Here is a 15,218-nt window from a genome sequence, read left to right as displayed (position 1 = left end):
GCCGCTCCCACTCCAGACCACCAGGCCCTGCGCCTCACATCCTAACCAAGGTCAGGTTGCAGCTCCGCGTCACGCACCAAGCGCTCAAGCGCGACCAGGTCCGGCACCCGCGCCACCTGCTCACCCACCTGCACCGCCGCCAGCTCCAACCTGCCCAGCGCCACATCCACGTAGTTCAGCTGGCTGTCGAGCTTGCACGAGCGCGGAATGTCCTGCAGCAACAGCGCCAGGTACCGCAAACCGGTATCGCCCAACGCATTGAGCACCACCACGCGAGCCCGCTCCCCGCACGGCGTCTCACCACCGCACGCGGCCTCGAAACCGATCAACGGCAGGCGTTGCTGACGCCAGTTGATCCACCCCAGGTGCCAGGCGGGGTCGCCATGCTGGCACACCAGGTTACGCTGCCCGCTCAACTCGGCCACCGCCACGTTGGGCAACACCAGCGTGCGGTCCCCCAACGGTAGCAACAGCCCGGTCAGGCTGCTGCGTTGGCCGGAAATCAGTTCAAGCATGGGCCTGGCTCCAATGGGCGATGCTCTGCAACAGCAGCGACTCCTGGTACGGCTTGCCCAGGTATTCGTTGACACCGATGGCCATGGCGCGGTCCCGGTGCTTCTGCCCAGTACGCGAGGTGATCATGATGATCGGCAAGTCTTTCAACCGTGCGTCACGGCGGATGCGTGTGGCCACCTCGAAGCCGTCCATGCGCGGCATTTCAATGTCCAGCAACAACACGTCGGGCCGGTGCTCTTCCAGCAAGGCCATGGCATCGACGCCATCCTTGGCCGTGAGCACGCTCATGCCGTGGCGCTCCAGCAGGCGGCTGGTAACCTTGCGTACGGTTACCGAATCGTCCACCACCATCACCAGCAAGGCACGGCGCGGTGCCGGGCCAAGCAACTGGCGTTGGCTACCGCCACCGGGCAAGCGGGCCAGCCGTCGCTGCTGGCCGCGCAGCTGGCCCAGCAGGTCAAGAATCAGCACCACCCGGCCATCGCCCAGCAGTGTCGCCCCCGATAACCCGGCAACCGCGGCAAACTGCGGCCCCAGGCTTTTCACCACGATCTCGCGGCTGGGCGACAGGCTGTCGGCCTGAATGGCAAACGACTGCTCCTTGGAGTGCACCAGCAGCACCGGCAATGGCACACTTTGCCCAAGCAGCGCCGGGCGCGGCAGGCCTTGCAGCAACTCGCCCAGGTAGCGCAGCTCGTATTCGTGGCCGGCATAGACATAGCGCGGCGAGTCCAGCTGGTAGCACGCCGCAAGCTCGGCAGGTGGCACGCGGACAATGCCCTCGATGGTATTGAGCGGAATGGCGTACTGCTCATCGCCCAGGTGCACCATCAGCGCACGGTTGATCGACACGGTGAACGGCAGGCGGATCAGGAAACGCGCCCCCTTGCCCTGCGCCGACTCGATACTCATCGAGCCACCCAGTTGCTTGACCTCCTCGTGCACCACATCCATGCCCAGCCCGCGCCCGGAAATCTGGGTAATCTTTTCGGCGGTGGAAAAGCCTGGCCGCAGGATGAACTGCAGGATTTCGTGGTCACTCAACTGCGCCTGCGGGTCCAATAGGCCGCGCTTGATGGCCTTGCGCCGCACCGCTTCCAGTGGCACGCCAGCACCATCATCCGTCATTTCGATGACGATATCGGCGCCCTCATGCAGCAAATTCAGGTGAATGGTACCCTGCTCCGGCTTGCCGGCGGCCAGGCGCATTGCGCGGCTTTCCAGGCCGTGGTCAACGGCGTTGCGCAGCATATGCTCCAGCGGCGCCACCATACGCTCCAGCACACTGCGGTCCAGTTCGCCCTCGGCATTGCCAACCACCAGTTCCACCTGCTTGCCCAGCTCGCTGGCCACCTGCCGCACCACGCGCTGCAAGCGCGGCACCAGGCGCTCGAACGGCACCATCAGGGTGGCAGTCAGGCCCTCCTGCAACTGGCTGTTCACCCGCGCCTGCTGCTGCAGCAGGCTGTAGGCCTCCTGAGCGCGCTGAGCCAGGGTCTCCTTCAGGTCGAGCAGGTCCGAGGCAGACTCGAAGAGGGCCCGTGACAGCTGCTGCAGCTGGGAGTGGCGGTCCATTTCCAGCGGGTCGAAGTCGTCATAGGCATCGCCTTCGAACTGCTGCCGGCTGGAGATTCGCCCCTGGGTCTCGACATCCAGACGCAGCAACTGATCACGCATGCGCTCGAGTGTGGTCTCCATCTCGTTGAGGGCGAACTGCGCGTCGTTGACCTGCTGCTCGATGCGCCCACGGATGATCGAGTGCTCGCCGGCCAGGTTACCCAGGTCGTCGAGCAGCTCGGCGTCGACCTTGACCATGTCACCCGGTGCCCGCTCTGGTGCTGCTGCCGGAACTTCGGCGGTTGCAGCTTCTGGCGGCCCCTGGCCTGCGGCAGTGTCTGTCAGTGCGGCGCTGCTGAAGTTGCGAATGTAGTCGATCAGCGCCGTGGCGGCATGCAGCGGCTGCCCCAGGCGCACAGCGTCAAGCATATGCGCCAGCCGGTCGTGGCAGTTCTGCAGCAGTGCGAACAGTGGCGCGCTTGGCGGCAATCTACCCGCAGCCAACAACTCGTAGAGGAACTCCAGTTCGTGGGCCAGGTCGCCGATCGGGGTGATTTCGACCATGCGCGCCACGCCTTTGAGGGTGTGCAGGTCGCGCATCAGGTTGTCCACCTCGACGCTGCTGCGCGGGTCGGCCTGCCAGCGCGCCAGAGCCGCCGCGGCGCTCTCGACGATGTCCGAGCTTTCTTCCAGGAACACTTCCAGCAGCTCTTCGCCGGGGCTTTCCGGCGCCTCGGCAAGCGGCTCTGCCACCTGCGGCTGCAACGGCGGGTGCGGCAGCCCCAAGGTATCGGCCAGGTCCATGTCCGGGTGCAGCGGTGTGACCGTATCGATGCCCACCAGGCCGGTGGCATCCGGCGCCAGGGCCTGGTCCAGCAGGTTGCGCAGGCTATCGACCAGCTCCGGGCGCGGTGGGATATCCTGCCCGGCCGCCACTTCGTCCAGCATGTCCAGCAAGGCCTCATGGGCCCGCTGGGCCTGGCTGAAGAAGCGGGAATCGGCAGGCAGGCTGCCCTCCTCCACCGCGCCATACAGGTCCAGCAACGCCTCGCACACCTCATCCATCTGCCACAGGTCGGCCAGGTGCGCAGCGTGCCCCAGGGTGGTCATCTGGTCGAGCAGGTTATCCAGTGCGTCGCGCTGGGCGGGCTGTTGCTGCCAGCGCGACAACAACGTCTCTGCATCGAGCAGAATGTCCATGGCCTGCGCCAGGAAGCTGGCGACCAACTGCGGATCACGCTTGCTGCGGCCGGCATGGTGCGAGTCTTCATGCAGACTGGCCAGGCGGCCGTCCACGGCCTGGCCCACCTGCTCGATCAGTTCCGCGGCGCCGGGAATGGCGGCCAGCGGTGTGCTATCGAGTTGCGCCAAGCCCAGATGGAACAACGACCGCGCAGCTTCCAGCCACTCCATCTCGGCCATTTGCAGTGGCAGTTGATGACCCTTGTATTCACGGGCCAGGCGGTCGAAGGCAGTGGCCAGTTCGGCGACAGGCATCACACCGGCCATGGCGGCACTGCCTTTGAGCGTGTGCAAGGCACGCTGCAAGTCATCACTGACCGGCGTGTCGTGGCCGCCGGCGCTTTGCAGATAAGCCTCAAGGCTGGCCAGATGGCCCTGCGCCTCGGTACGAAAAATGCCCAGCAACTGCGGATCGAGGCCATCGACACCGGCAGCCGCCGGGGCATCGTTTTCGGCCAGGCTGTGCAGGTGCCCGGCCAATTGCTCGATTTCAGTCAGTTGCGGCAACTGGCCGGCGGCAAAGTCGGCCAGCAAGTCAGGCAGGTGAACGAACACCTGCTGCAGCGCTACAACCCCTTCCGGGGTGAGCACGCTGCGGCCCTCGAGCACCCGGTTCAGCAGGTGCTCGGCGCCCCAGGCCAGTTCAGCCACCGCCTCGGCATGCACCATGCGGCCACTGCCTTTGAGTGTATGCAGCGCGCGACGCACTTCGCCCAGCGCCTCGCGCTGCTGGTTGTCGGCACGCCAGCGCAGCCAGTGGCGCTCGATTTCCGGCAGCAGCTCGCCCGCTTCATCAAGGAACACCTCGCGAAGCTCGTCATCGATGCCGTCGCCACTGCCGTCCAGGTCTGCGCTGGCCCCAACCACCGCGCACTGCACACCCAGCGCCGCCAAGCTGGCCCGCGCCATCTCGATAAAGGGTTGGCCATCGGCCAGCGGGTCGGCTGCCCGCCATTGCAGGTAGCATTCGGCAGCGCTCAGCGCCTCAGCCAAGTGCGTCAGCTCATCAACCGGCGGCTCTTCCTCCAGGTGCTGCAACCAACGCTGCACATAGCTTGCGCAGCCGACAAACAGCTCGGCCACGGCGGGCAGCATCAACATGGCCAGTGCCCCGCGAATCTGCTGCAACAGCCCCGGCAAGGGCTGCAGACGTTGCCGCGGCCAGTCGGACTCCAGGTAATCGCCGATCAGATCCTTGGCCTGCTGCAACACGTTCAGCGATTCATTCAGCACCAGCTGGCGTATCTCGGCCAGGTCCGAGCCCGGCAGGCTGCCTTGGCCGTTTTCCTCCAAAGGGCCGACCATGCCGTTCAGGGAGGCCTCCACGTACAGCAGGGCCCCCGCCACGTCCATCAACACCGCGTCGTCCACCGCCCGCTCGCCCTGAGCCAATGCCTGCAACGCCAGCACCTGGTCGATGATCACCCGCCGCGGTTGCTGAAAGCCCAGTACCGCCAGGGTGTCAGCCACGTGGCGCAACGGCGCCAGCAGCGCATCGAGCTGTTCGCGGTGCTGACGGTCGCCGCGCCCGAACTGGTCCAGCCGCTCCTTGATGCGCATCAAGTCATCGCACAGTGCAGTCACCACCGAACGCAGCGCATCGCGCCCCGACCCGGCCTGCAGTTGGTCACGCCAGTTGCCCAGCGACAGGTCGAGGTTGGCAAGATCATCGTCACCCGCGAAGCGTTGGGCGGCGCCGGTCATCAGGCTGGCCTGGGCCAGCGGTTCCTCCCCACGGCAGGCACGCAGCTGGTTGAGCAACGGCAGCATGACCAGTGGCAGGTCGTGGCGGGCACCGCGCAACCGCTCCAGGTACGAGGGCAACTGCTCCAGGCCGCGGAACAATGCGCCCAGGCAATCACCCCGGGGGCTGACCTGGCCGTCGGCCAATGCCTTGGCGAACAGCTCCAACTCCTCGGCCAGGCGCGTGGCGCCGCGCAGTTCGAGCATGCGCAGGCAGCCGTGCACCTGGTGCAGGTTGTCGACCACGAAAGCCATCATCGACAGGTCGCCCGTCTCGCCGGCAAAGCGCTCCAGCGCCTGCCGTGCCTGGCCCAGGCAATCGAGGATGGCGGCCTTGGTCCAGGCCAGCGCCACTGTTTCGTGACGCTCGGGGCTTACTGCAGAAGCCATGGTCACTATTCCTTAACGCGGCTCGGTCGGTGGTGGCAGGGTGAAACCGGACACCGAACGGCGCATCTCGCTGGCCATGCGGGCCAAGTGGCGGATGCTGTCGGCGGTGGCACCGGAGCCGGCGGAGGTTTGCGCGGTAATCTGCTGGATCACCGCCATGGTGTGGGAGATCTGCCCGGCCGACGAGGTCTGCAACTGGGCAGCGTCGGAGATGCTGTGGATAAGGTCGGCGAGGTTCTGCGATACCCCTTCGATCTCGGCCAGCGCCACCCCGGCATCCTGGGCCAGGCGTGCACCACGCACCACTTCGGCGGTGGTCTGCTCCATGGAGATCACCGCTTCGTTGGTATCGGCCTGGATGGTACGCACCAGCGCCTCGATCTGGCGGGTGGCAGACGATGAGCGCTCGGCCAGGCGCTGCACTTCGTCGGCAACCACGGCAAACCCGCGGCCGGCCTCACCGGCCAGCGAGGCCTGGATAGCGGCGTTCAGGGCAAGAATGTTGGTCTGGTCGGCAATGTCGTCGATCAGGCTGACGATGTCGCCGATTTCCTGGGAGGACTCGCCCAGACGCTTGATCCGCTTGGCGGTGTCCTGGATTTGCTCGCGAATGTTGTCCATGCCGTTGATGGTGTTGTGCACCACCTCGTTGCCCTTGTTGGCGATGGCCACCGAACGCTCGGCCACCTTGGCCGATTCGTAAGCATGCGCCGAAACCCGATCGATCGACTCGACCATGTCACCCACCGCCTCGGACGCCTCGCTGATCTGTGCAGCCTGGTGCTCGGAGGCCTTGGCCAGTTGCCGCGCAGTGTTCTGCGTGTCCTGCACAGCGGCAGCGACCTGCATTGCACTGTGGTTGATGGTGGCGACCAGGTCGCGCAACTGGTCCACGGAATAGTTGATCGAGTCGGCAATGGCGCCGGTAAAATCTTCAGTCACCGATACGGTCACCGTCAGGTCGCCATCTGCCAGCTCTTCGATTTCGTCGAGCAGGCGCATGATGGCCTGCTGGTTGCGTTCGTTCTTTTCTGCGGTCTCGCGCAGTTGGCGGTTGGTGGTGCGCACCATGACCAGGCCGATGAGGATGATCGAGGCCAGCGCCAGCAGCCCCAGGGCATAGCCGCCAACGGTGTCGAGGGTGCGCCCGCCAGCCAGGTTCTCGAAACCGTTCGCCAGGTGCGACGCTTCGTCGAGCAGGGTTTGCGAAAGGCTGAAGATGTTGCCCGCAGCCTCCCGCACACGGAACAGTTCGGGCGAGGTTTCGAGGATTTCATCCACCGAACCGGCAACGAACTGGAACAACTCGGCGATTTCGGCCAGCCGCGCACGCGCATCGGCGTCCTCGACGCGGGTTATCTGGATTGTCGCATTGCCATTGAGCATGCCCTCCAGCACCTGGCCAAAGCGCCCGGCGTCACGGCCGAAGGCATCGGCCGCCTGGGCGGCGCTGTCGTCACCGGCCAGCACGGTGTTGACCGAGCCAAGGATGCGTTCGGCCAGCAACAACTGGCGCTGGGCCACCGCAACCTGATTGGCCGGGGCACCGCTCTGCAGCAGGATCTCGACCACTTTTTCGTATTCCACCTGCAACTGCGGCACGGTCTCGGCCAGGGTCGCTGCCACCTGGTGCAGCGACAGCACGGTCTGCTCGCTGGCCAGGATGATGTCGGTGTTCTTGCGCAGGTTTTCCCAGTCGCGGCGTACCGATTCCATCTCGTCACGCACCGAAGGTGGCGCAGGCGGCAGGCCAGTGGACTTGTCACCCTGGCGCAGGTAGCCCCAGCGCCGTTCGAAATCATTGCGTGCATCCGACAGCAGCTTGAAAGCCAGGGCCTTGCCGGTGGCCGCCTCGGTGGCGTTCTTGGCGATACGCTGCGACAGCACGCGCAGCTCGCCGGCATGGCCGATGTACTGCTTGTCGTAGTTGGATTGGGTATTCAGGTAAGCAAAGTTGGCGAACAGCAAGATGATCGAAAGGATCAGGATCAGGAACAGCACGGTGATCTGCGCGATGCTGCGGGTACGTGGGCTCACGGTGGTGGCAGTGACGGGGGTGGCAGGCTTGTTCACGTTCGCAGGTCCTATAACGCCACATCGAGAAAGCCTGGCGCCTGGGCCAAGGCAAAGGGGCTGAAGATCGCCCAGTTACGTTCACGCGGAAAATGCCCCTGCACAAAGCGTGCAGCGGCAGGGATCAGCGGCTGCGGCGGCGACAGCTGCAGGCTGTCGAGGGCAAAGTGCTGAAGGCCCAGCACCTCGTCGACCAGCAAGCCGACGAACAGGTCGTCGTGATCCAGCACCAGCACTCGCCGCTGCTTGCCCGGTGCGGCGTGGCCCAGGCCGAAGAAGCAGCTCAGGTCCATCACCGGCAACAGCCGGCCACGCAGGTTGGCCACCCCGCACACCCACGGCTGCACGCCGGGGACGCGGCTACTGCGCGGCTCGCGCAGCACCTCGGCCACTTCGCCCATGGGCGCGACGAACCACTGCCCGGCAATGCGAAAGCCAATGCCGCTCCACTGCTGCACGCGGTTGTCCTGCGGCGGCTGGTCGGCGACCAGCAGGCGGCAGCGCCGGTCGATGTCCAGCAACAACTCAAAGGCGGTCAGCGACGCGCCTTGCGGGCGGGTGGTCAAGCCCCCAGCACTTCTTTGAGCTTGGCGATCAGCGCCTCCTCTTCCACCGGTTTGGTCAGGAAGTCACGGGCACCCTGGCGCGTCGCCCAGATACGGTCGGTTTCCTGGTCCTTGGTGGTTACCACGATCACTGGAATAGCGCTGGTTTCCGGGTCCTTGCTGAGCTGGCGGGTGGCCTGGAAGCCGTTCATGCCAGGCATGACGATGTCCATCAGCACCGCGTCGGGCTTGTCCTGCCGGGCCAGGGCCACGCCGTCGGCACCGTTGCTGGCCTTGAGCACCTGGTAGCCGTGCTTTTCCAGCCATTCGGTCAATCTGTACATCTCTGTCGGCGAGTCGTCGACAATCAGAACTCGGGCCATGCTGTTTCCCCATCAGGAAAGTAGGACCGCGCCATGGCGGGGCTCGGTCAGGGTGCGTGTTGTTGAGGTGTGGCGAACCCGGGCACATGGGCGCGGATCGCATCGAGCAGTTCTTCCTTGCTGAACGGTTTGGTCAGGAACTGATCGGAACCGACCACCCGGCCGCGGGCCTTGTCGAACAGCCCATCGCGGGACGACAGCAGGATAACCGGGGTGTCCTTGAAGGCACTGTTGTGCTTGATTACCGCGCAGGTCTGGTAGCCGTCCAGGCGTGGCATCAGCACATCGACAAAAATGATGCTGGGCTGATGGTCGACGATCTTGGCCAAGGCATCGAAGCCATCGCTGGCGGTGATTACCTCGCAGCCCGCTTCACCGAGCAACATCTGCGCGGTGCGGCGGATCGTGCGGGAATCGTCGATCACCATCACCTTCAGGGGTTGTTCCATAGACGCCTACCAGTAGGATTGAAGCCGCAAGTTGCTAGCGGCAAGCTGCAAGAAAGCAGCTCGGCGCATGGATGCTCTTTTCTTGAGGCTTGTAGCTCAAGGCTTGCAGCTGCATTTTTAGCACACTCCGGGTGGCCATTCCATCTGCCGCGCCCCTTGACCGGCGGCGTTCCCGGCGCCACCCTGAGCCACTTTTCTTTCGATCCACCGCGGCCACCTGCCGCCAAGAGGACCCCCCATGAGCGTTCGCCTCGGCATTGTAATGGACCCCATCGCGTCCATCTCCTACAAGAAGGACAGCTCGCTGGCCATGCTGCTGGCCGCCCAGGCACGCGGCTGGAGCTTGTTCTACATGGAACAGCAAGACCTGTACCAGGGCGAAGGCAAGGCACGCGCCCGCATGCGCCCGCTGACGGTGTTTGCCGACCCTGCACGCTGGTTCGAACTGGGCGAGGAGCAGGACAGCCCGCTGGCCGAGCTGGACGTGATCCTGATGCGCAAGGACCCGCCCTTCGACATGGAGTTCGTCTATAGCACTTACCTGCTGGAACAAGCCGAGAACGACGGCGTACTGGTGGTAAACCGCCCGCAAAGCCTGCGCGACTGCAACGAGAAGATGTTCGCCACGCTGTTCCCGCAATGCACCACCCCGACCCTGGTCAGCCGCCGCCCGGACATCCTTCGCGAATTCACCGCCAAGCATGCCGACGTGATCCTCAAGCCACTGGATGGCATGGGCGGTACGTCGATCTTCCGTCACCGGGCGGGCGACCCCAACCTGTCGGTGATCCTGGAAACCCTGACCGCACTGGGCACCCAGCAGATCATGGCCCAAGCCTACCTGCCGGCAATCAAGGACGGCGACAAGCGCATCCTGATGATCGATGGCGAGCCAGTGGACTATTGCCTGGCACGCATTCCGGCCAGCGGCGAAACCCGTGGCAACCTGGCCGCGGGCGGGCGTGGCGAAGCCCGCCCACTGACCGAGCGCGACCGCTGGATCGCCGCCCAGGTCGGCCCGACGCTGCGCGAGAAGGGCCTGCTGTTCGTTGGCCTGGACGTGATCGGCGACTACCTCACCGAAATCAACGTCACCAGCCCCACCTGTATCCGCGAGATCGATGCCGCCTACAACACCGATATCGGTGGCAAACTGATGGATGCCATTGATCGCAAGCTCAAGGCACGCTGACAGCCAACGCGAAGTAAAGCCGTAGAGTGGGGTATGATGCCGGTCCTATTCGACTGAGCTGCTGCCCCGCCCTGCGGTTGCTGGATACCTGATGACGCTGCCCGCTGACGTCCCTGCCGACCTGCTGCCTCCCCGTGTTCGCCCTGCGGACCGGCTTGGCTTCACCCTGTTCCTGGCTGCGCTGGTGCACCTGGCGCTGATCCTTGGCGTCGGCTTCACCGTGGTCAAGCCTGCCGAAATCCGCCACACCATGGACATCACCCTGGCCACCTTCAAGAGCGAGAAACCGCCCGAGAAGGCTGACTTCCAGGCCCAGGACAACCAGCAAGGCAGCGGCACCCTGGACAAGAAAGCGGTGCCCAAGACCACCGAGCTGGCGCCGTTCCAGGACAGCAAGATCAACAAGATCACCCCACCGCCTGCGGCCAGGCCCGAGGTGGTACCACCCCCTACCCCGAAAAAGTCGGCAGTGATGACGACGGCGCCCAAGCCGCACAAGGTCGAACCCAAACCCAAGGAAAGCAAAGCACAGCCCAAGCCAGCCACACCGGCGCCGGACTTCGACAGCTCGCAGTTGTCCAGCCAGATCGCCAGCCTGGAGGCGGAGCTGTCCAACGAGCAGCAGATGTACGCCAAGCGCCCACGCATCCATCGCCTGAACGCCGCGTCGACCATGCGCGACAAGGGCGCCTGGTACAAGGAAGAGTGGCGCAAGAAGGTCGAGCGCGTGGGTAACCTGAACTACCCCGATGAAGCACGCCGACAGCAGATCTACGGCAACTTGCGCATGATGGTGTCGATCAACCGCGATGGCTCGCTGTACGAGGTGCTGGTGCTGGAATCGTCCGGGCAGCCCGTGCTGGACCAGGCGGCGCAGCGCATCGTGCGACTGGCCGCGCCGTTTGCACCGTTTACCGGTGATCTGGCCGAGTTCGACCGGCTGGAGATCATCCGCACCTGGCGCTTTGCCCGTGGGGACCGTTTGTCCAGTAATTGAGTTCAGCCTTGGTGTAGGGCTTTCGGTGCGTGCTAGCGCGGATATCGAGCGCCGCGCGGGCGGCGCTCGATCTCAAAAGCGCCAAAAACCTCAAGCCAAGCGCCAACCTGACGACACAAATCCGCACCTTGTCAGTCTCGCCACCTGGCGCCACACTATCCCCCATGAAAACCCTCGCACCCAGCTACCTCAAGCACCAGTTCCTGATCGCCATGCCGCACATGGCCGATCCGAACTTCGCCCAGACCCTCACGTATATCGTCGAGCACAATGAGCATGGCGCCATGGGCCTGGTGGTCAACCGACCACAGGAACTGAGCCTGGCCGACATCCTCGAGCAGCTGCGCCCGGACGAAACGCCGCCGGCCAGCACCTTGCAGGTGCCGATCTACCAGGGTGGCCCGGTACAAACCGACCGCGGCTTCGTGCTGCACAGCAGCGAGTGCAGTTTCCAGGCCAGCGTGGCGCTGGAAGGGCTGTCGCTGACCACGTCACAGGACATATTGCTGGCTATCGCCGCCGGTGTGGGCCCGAAACAGAGCCTGATCACCTTGGGCTATGCCGGTTGGGAAGCGGGCCAACTGGAAGCGGAACTGGCCGACAACGCCTGGCTGAACTGCCCGTTCGACCCGGAAATCGTCTTCGGTATGGCCAGCGACCTGCGCCTTGAGGCTGCGGCCGCCAGCCTGGGGATCAACCTGCACCTGCTGACCAGCCAGGCGGGCCACGCCTGATGGCTGAGCTACGCCTGCTGCTGGGCTTCGACTATGGCAGCAAACAGATCGGCGTGGCCGTCGGCCAGGTGATTACCGGCCAGGCCCGCGAACTGTGCACCCTGAAGGCGCAGAACGGCGTACCGGACTGGGCCCAGGTGGAAAAGCTGATTGCCGAATGGAAGCCAGATGCCATTGTCGTCGGCCTGCCGCTGAACATGGACGGTACGCCCAGCGAGATGAGCGCCCGCGCCGAAAAGTTCGCCCGCCGCCTGAACGGCCGCTTCAACCTGCCCGTGCACACGCACGACGAGCGCCTGACCACCTTCGAGGCCAAAGGCGAGCGCATGGCCCGTGGCGGCCAGCGTGGCAGCTACCGCGACAATCCGGTCGATGCCATTGCCGCTGCCTTGCTGCTGCAAGGCTGGCTGGAGGCCAATACCTGATCATCTTTGCCGCCGGGTCCACCCGGCGCACCCTTCCGAGGAGCCCGCAATGAGCCTACCCAATCCCGCCGAGCTGATCCGGCAGATGGCTGTCGACCTTCGTGCCCACCTGGCGCGCCGGGCAATCACCGAGCCCCGTTACATCGGTATCCGCACCGGCGGCGTCTGGGTTGCCCAGGCCCTGCAGGATGCTATGGGCGACACCAGCCCAATGGGCACCCTGGACGTGTCGTTCTACCGTGACGACTTCAGCCAGAACGGCCTGCACCCACAAGTGCGCCCGTCCGAGTTGCCGTTCGAAGTCGAAGGCCAGCACCTGGTGCTGGTGGATGACGTGCTGATGAGCGGTCGCACCATCCGCGCGGCGCTCAACGAACTGTTCGATTACGGCCGCCCGGCCAGCGTCACCCTGGTCTGCCTGCTGGACCTGGATGCCGGCGAACTGCCGATTCGCCCGAACGTGCTCGGCGCCACCCTGTCGCTGGGTGCCCATGAACGGGTAAAATTGACCGGACCCGCACCGCTCGCCCTCGAGCGCCAGGACCTCGCCTCCGCTTCCGCCCTTTAAGAGTCCCCCGCGATGACGCCAATCGACGCCAAGCGCCCGCTGCAGCTCAATGATCAGGGCCAGCTGCGCCACTTCCTCTCGCTTGACGGTTTGCCTCGCGAACTGCTCACCGAGATCCTCGACACCGCCGACTCCTTCCTGGAAGTCGGTGCCCGGGCTGTGAAAAAAGTCCCGTTGCTGCGCGGCAAGACTGTGTGCAACGTGTTCTTCGAGAACTCGACCCGTACCCGTACCACCTTCGAACTGGCAGCCCAGCGCCTGTCGGCCGACGTGATCAGCCTGAACGTGTCGACCTCCTCGACCAGCAAGGGCGAAACCCTGTTCGACACCCTGCGCAACCTCGAAGCCATGGCCGCCGACATGTTCGTCGTACGCCACTCCGACTCCGGCGCCGCGCACTTCATCGCCGAGCACGTGTGCCCGGAAGTGGCCGTGATCAACGGCGGTGACGGCCGCCACGCGCACCCGACCCAGGGCATGCTCGACATGCTCACCATCCGCCGTCACAAAGGCAGCTTCGAAAACCTGTCCGTGGCGATCGTCGGCGACATCCTGCACTCGCGTGTGGCCCGTTCCGACATGCTCGCGCTCAAAGCGCTGGGTTGCCCGGACATCCGTGTGATCGGGCCGAAAACCCTGATCCCGATCGGTATCGAGCAGTACGGCGTAAAGGTCTACACCGACCTCGCCGAAGGCCTGAAAGACGTCGACGTGGTGATCATGCTGCGCCTGCAGCGTGAGCGCATGGCCGGTGGCCTGCTGCCCAGTGAAGGCGAGTTCTACCGCCTGTTCGGCCTGACGACCGCGCGCCTGGCCGGGGCCAAGCCTGACGCCATCGTCATGCACCCGGGCCCGATCAACCGTGGCGTAGAAATCGAGTCGGCGGTTGCCGATGGCAAGCACTCGGTGATCCTCAACCAGGTCACCTACGGTATCGCCGTGCGCATGGCCGTGCTGTCCATGGCCATGAGCGGGCAGAACGCGCAACGTCAATTGGACCAGGAGAACGCCCAGTGACCATCAGTATTCTTGGCGCCCGGGTGATCGACCCCAACAGCGGCCTTGACCAGGTCACCGACCTGCACCTGGACGGCGGCCGCATTGTCGCCATCGGCGCCGCACCGGCCGGTTTCAGCGCCAGCCGCACGATCCAGGCTGATGGCCTGGTCGCTGCGCCCGGCCTGGTCGACCTGGGCGTGTCCCTGCGCGAGCCGGGTTACAGCCGCAAAGGCAACATCGCCAGTGAAACCCGCGCTGCCGTTGCCGGCGGTGTCACCAGCCTGTGCTGCCCGCCACAGACCAAGCCGGTACTGGACACCTCGGCGGTAGCCGAACTTATCCTTGACCGCGCCCGCGAAGCCGCCAACAGCAAGGTCTACCCGGTCGGCGCCCTGACCAAGGGCCTGGAGGGCGAGCAACTGGCCGAACTGGTGGCCCTGCGTGACACCGGTTGCGTAGCGTTTGGCAACGGCCTGAAGGAAATCCCCAACAACCGTACCCTGGCCCGCGCCCTGGAGTATGCCGCCACCTTCGACCTGACGGTGGTGTTCCACTCCCAGGACCGCGACCTGGCCCAGGGCGGCCTGGCCCACGAAGGTGCCATGGCCAGCTTCCTCGGCCTGCCGGGCATCCCGGAAAGCGCCGAAACCGTGGCCCTGGCGCGCAACCTGCTGCTGGTGGAACAGAGCGGCGTGCGTGCGCACTTCAGCCAGATCACCAGCGCCCGTGGCGCGCGGCTGATCGCCCAGGCCCAGGCCTTGGGCCTGCCTGTGACCGCCGATGTAGCGCTGTACCAGCTGATCCTCACGGACGAGTCGCTGCGCGAGTTCTCCAGCCTGTACCACGTGCAGCCGCCGCTGCGCACCGCTGCCGACCGTGACGGATTGCGCGAGGCGGTGAAGTCGGGGGTGATCCAGGCCATCTCCAGCCACCACCAGCCGCACGAGCGCGACGCCAAGCTGGCCCCGTTCGGCGCCACCGAGCCGGGTATCAGCAGCGTCGAGTTGCTGCTGCCACTGGCCATGACCCTGGTGCAAGACGGCCTGCTCGACCTGCCAACCTTGCTGGCCCGCCTGAGCAGCGGCCCGGCTGCCGCCCTGCGCCTGCCGGCTGGGGAACTGAAAGTGGGTGGCGCGGCCGACCTGGTGCTGTTCGACCCGCAAGCGTCCACCGTTGCTGGCGAACAATGGTTCTCCCGTGGCGAGAACTGCCCGTTCATCGGCCACTGCCTGCCAGGTGCAGTGCGTTATACCTTGGTCGATGGGCACATCTGCCACGAGGCCTGAGTAACATGCTTCGCGGGCACGCCCGCTCCCACAGGATCACCACAATTCCAAGGCATGTGGTAACCCTGTGGGAGCGGGCATGCCCGCGAATGCCTTCACATAGTCCCCCCCGCCAAGCG

13 protein-coding genes are annotated in these 15,218 nt (G+C 65.2%); 7 read left to right on the top strand and 6 right to left on the bottom strand.

Annotated features, from left to right (window positions below):
• Nucleotides 1-41 precede the first annotated feature (41 nt).
• Genes ACTJJN_RS00830 through ACTJJN_RS00805 form a run of 6 tightly spaced genes read right to left on the bottom strand, consistent with a single transcriptional unit; the run spans nucleotide 42 to nucleotide 8,898 of the window.
• Entirely contained in the window at nucleotides 42-515 is a 474-nt protein-coding gene (locus ACTJJN_RS00830; RefSeq protein ID WP_012053911.1) for a chemotaxis protein CheW, read from the bottom strand.
• A complete protein-coding gene (locus ACTJJN_RS00825; RefSeq protein ID WP_440780744.1) occupies nucleotides 508-5,448 on the bottom strand; it encodes an Hpt domain-containing protein in 4,941 nt (1,646 codons plus the stop codon). Before ACTJJN_RS00825 ends, ACTJJN_RS00830 begins: the two co-directional genes overlap by 8 nt.
• Nucleotides 5,449-5,460: 12 nt before the next feature.
• Nucleotides 5,461-7,485 carry a methyl-accepting chemotaxis protein gene (locus ACTJJN_RS00820; RefSeq protein WP_223817433.1) on the bottom strand — a complete coding sequence of 675 codons (2,025 nt, stop codon included), beginning with the start codon at nucleotides 7,483-7,485 and terminating at the stop codon, nucleotides 5,461-5,463.
• Nucleotides 7,486-7,532: 47 nt separating this feature from the next.
• Entirely contained in the window at nucleotides 7,533-8,087 is a 555-nt protein-coding gene (locus ACTJJN_RS00815) for a chemotaxis protein CheW (RefSeq protein WP_014754673.1), read from the bottom strand.
• Nucleotides 8,084-8,449, bottom strand: coding sequence for a twitching motility response regulator PilH (gene pilH / locus ACTJJN_RS00810; protein ID WP_014592657.1), 366 nt, complete (start codon nucleotides 8,447-8,449; stop codon nucleotides 8,084-8,086). Before pilH ends, ACTJJN_RS00815 begins: the two co-directional genes overlap by 4 nt.
• 47 nt (nucleotides 8,450-8,496) lie before the next feature.
• Nucleotides 8,497-8,898, bottom strand: a complete 402-nt coding sequence (locus ACTJJN_RS00805) for a response regulator (protein ID WP_003249324.1) — start codon at nucleotides 8,896-8,898, stop codon at nucleotides 8,497-8,499.
• Between the two features lie 238 nt (nucleotides 8,899-9,136).
• Between ACTJJN_RS00805 and gshB the strand changes: the two genes are divergently transcribed.
• The 7 genes from gshB (at nucleotide 9,137) to ACTJJN_RS00770 (ending at nucleotide 15,099) form a co-directional block, all read left to right on the top strand.
• Nucleotides 9,137-10,090, top strand: coding sequence for a glutathione synthase (gene gshB, locus ACTJJN_RS00800; RefSeq protein WP_003249322.1), 954 nt, complete (start codon nucleotides 9,137-9,139; stop codon nucleotides 10,088-10,090).
• Between the two features lie 91 nt (nucleotides 10,091-10,181).
• Nucleotides 10,182-11,087 (top strand): energy transducer TonB, encoded by a 906-nt coding sequence (locus ACTJJN_RS00795; protein WP_192907640.1) that lies wholly within the window; start codon nucleotides 10,182-10,184, stop codon nucleotides 11,085-11,087.
• Between the two features lie 164 nt (nucleotides 11,088-11,251).
• Nucleotides 11,252-11,821 (top strand): YqgE/AlgH family protein, encoded by a 570-nt coding sequence (locus tag ACTJJN_RS00790; protein WP_003249318.1) that lies wholly within the window; start codon nucleotides 11,252-11,254, stop codon nucleotides 11,819-11,821.
• Nucleotides 11,821-12,246, top strand: coding sequence for a Holliday junction resolvase RuvX (gene ruvX / locus ACTJJN_RS00785; RefSeq protein WP_003249316.1), 426 nt, complete (start codon nucleotides 11,821-11,823; stop codon nucleotides 12,244-12,246). Before ACTJJN_RS00790 ends, ruvX begins: the two co-directional genes overlap by 1 nt.
• A 49-nt stretch (nucleotides 12,247-12,295) precedes the next feature.
• Nucleotides 12,296-12,814, top strand: a complete 519-nt coding sequence (gene pyrR / locus ACTJJN_RS00780) for a bifunctional pyr operon transcriptional regulator/uracil phosphoribosyltransferase PyrR (protein WP_003249313.1) — start codon at nucleotides 12,296-12,298, stop codon at nucleotides 12,812-12,814.
• Between the two features lie 12 nt (nucleotides 12,815-12,826).
• Nucleotides 12,827-13,831: an aspartate carbamoyltransferase catalytic subunit gene (locus ACTJJN_RS00775; RefSeq protein WP_003249311.1), complete on the top strand. Its 1,005-nt coding sequence runs from the start codon at nucleotides 12,827-12,829 to the stop codon at nucleotides 13,829-13,831.
• Nucleotides 13,828-15,099, top strand: coding sequence for a dihydroorotase (locus ACTJJN_RS00770; protein ID WP_010955564.1), 1,272 nt, complete (start codon nucleotides 13,828-13,830; stop codon nucleotides 15,097-15,099). The genes ACTJJN_RS00775 and ACTJJN_RS00770 overlap by 4 nt, the downstream gene beginning before the upstream one ends.
• Nucleotides 15,100-15,218 lie beyond the last annotated feature (119 nt).

Source organism: Pseudomonas sp. 22515, assembly GCF_052044625.1.
In the GTDB taxonomy this organism is placed as follows: Bacteria; Pseudomonadota; Gammaproteobacteria; order Pseudomonadales; family Pseudomonadaceae; genus Aquipseudomonas; species Aquipseudomonas alloputida.
This window is presented reverse-complemented; position numbering and strand designations above follow the sequence as displayed.

Excerpts from the sequence above, each read along its gene's own strand:
- ACTJJN_RS00830 (WP_012053911.1), bottom strand. The coding sequence starts at position 515 with ATGCTTGAACTGATTTCCGGCCAACGCAGCAGCCTGACCGGGCTGTTG.
- ACTJJN_RS00825 (WP_440780744.1), bottom strand. The coding sequence starts at position 5,448 with ATGGCTTCTGCAGTAAGCCCCGAGCGTCACGAAACAGTGGCGCTGGCC.
- pilH (WP_014592657.1), bottom strand. The coding sequence starts at position 8,449 with ATGGCCCGAGTTCTGATTGTCGACGACTCGCCGACAGAGATGTACAGA.
- ACTJJN_RS00805 (WP_003249324.1), bottom strand. The coding sequence starts at position 8,898 with ATGGAACAACCCCTGAAGGTGATGGTGATCGACGATTCCCGCACGATC.
- gshB (WP_003249322.1), top strand. The coding sequence starts at position 9,137 with ATGAGCGTTCGCCTCGGCATTGTAATGGACCCCATCGCGTCCATCTCC.
- ACTJJN_RS00795 (WP_192907640.1), top strand. The coding sequence starts at position 10,182 with ATGACGCTGCCCGCTGACGTCCCTGCCGACCTGCTGCCTCCCCGTGTT.
- ACTJJN_RS00790 (WP_003249318.1), top strand. The coding sequence starts at position 11,252 with ATGAAAACCCTCGCACCCAGCTACCTCAAGCACCAGTTCCTGATCGCC.
- ruvX (WP_003249316.1), top strand. The coding sequence starts at position 11,821 with ATGGCTGAGCTACGCCTGCTGCTGGGCTTCGACTATGGCAGCAAACAG.
- pyrR (WP_003249313.1), top strand. The coding sequence starts at position 12,296 with ATGAGCCTACCCAATCCCGCCGAGCTGATCCGGCAGATGGCTGTCGAC.
- ACTJJN_RS00775 (WP_003249311.1), top strand. The coding sequence starts at position 12,827 with ATGACGCCAATCGACGCCAAGCGCCCGCTGCAGCTCAATGATCAGGGC.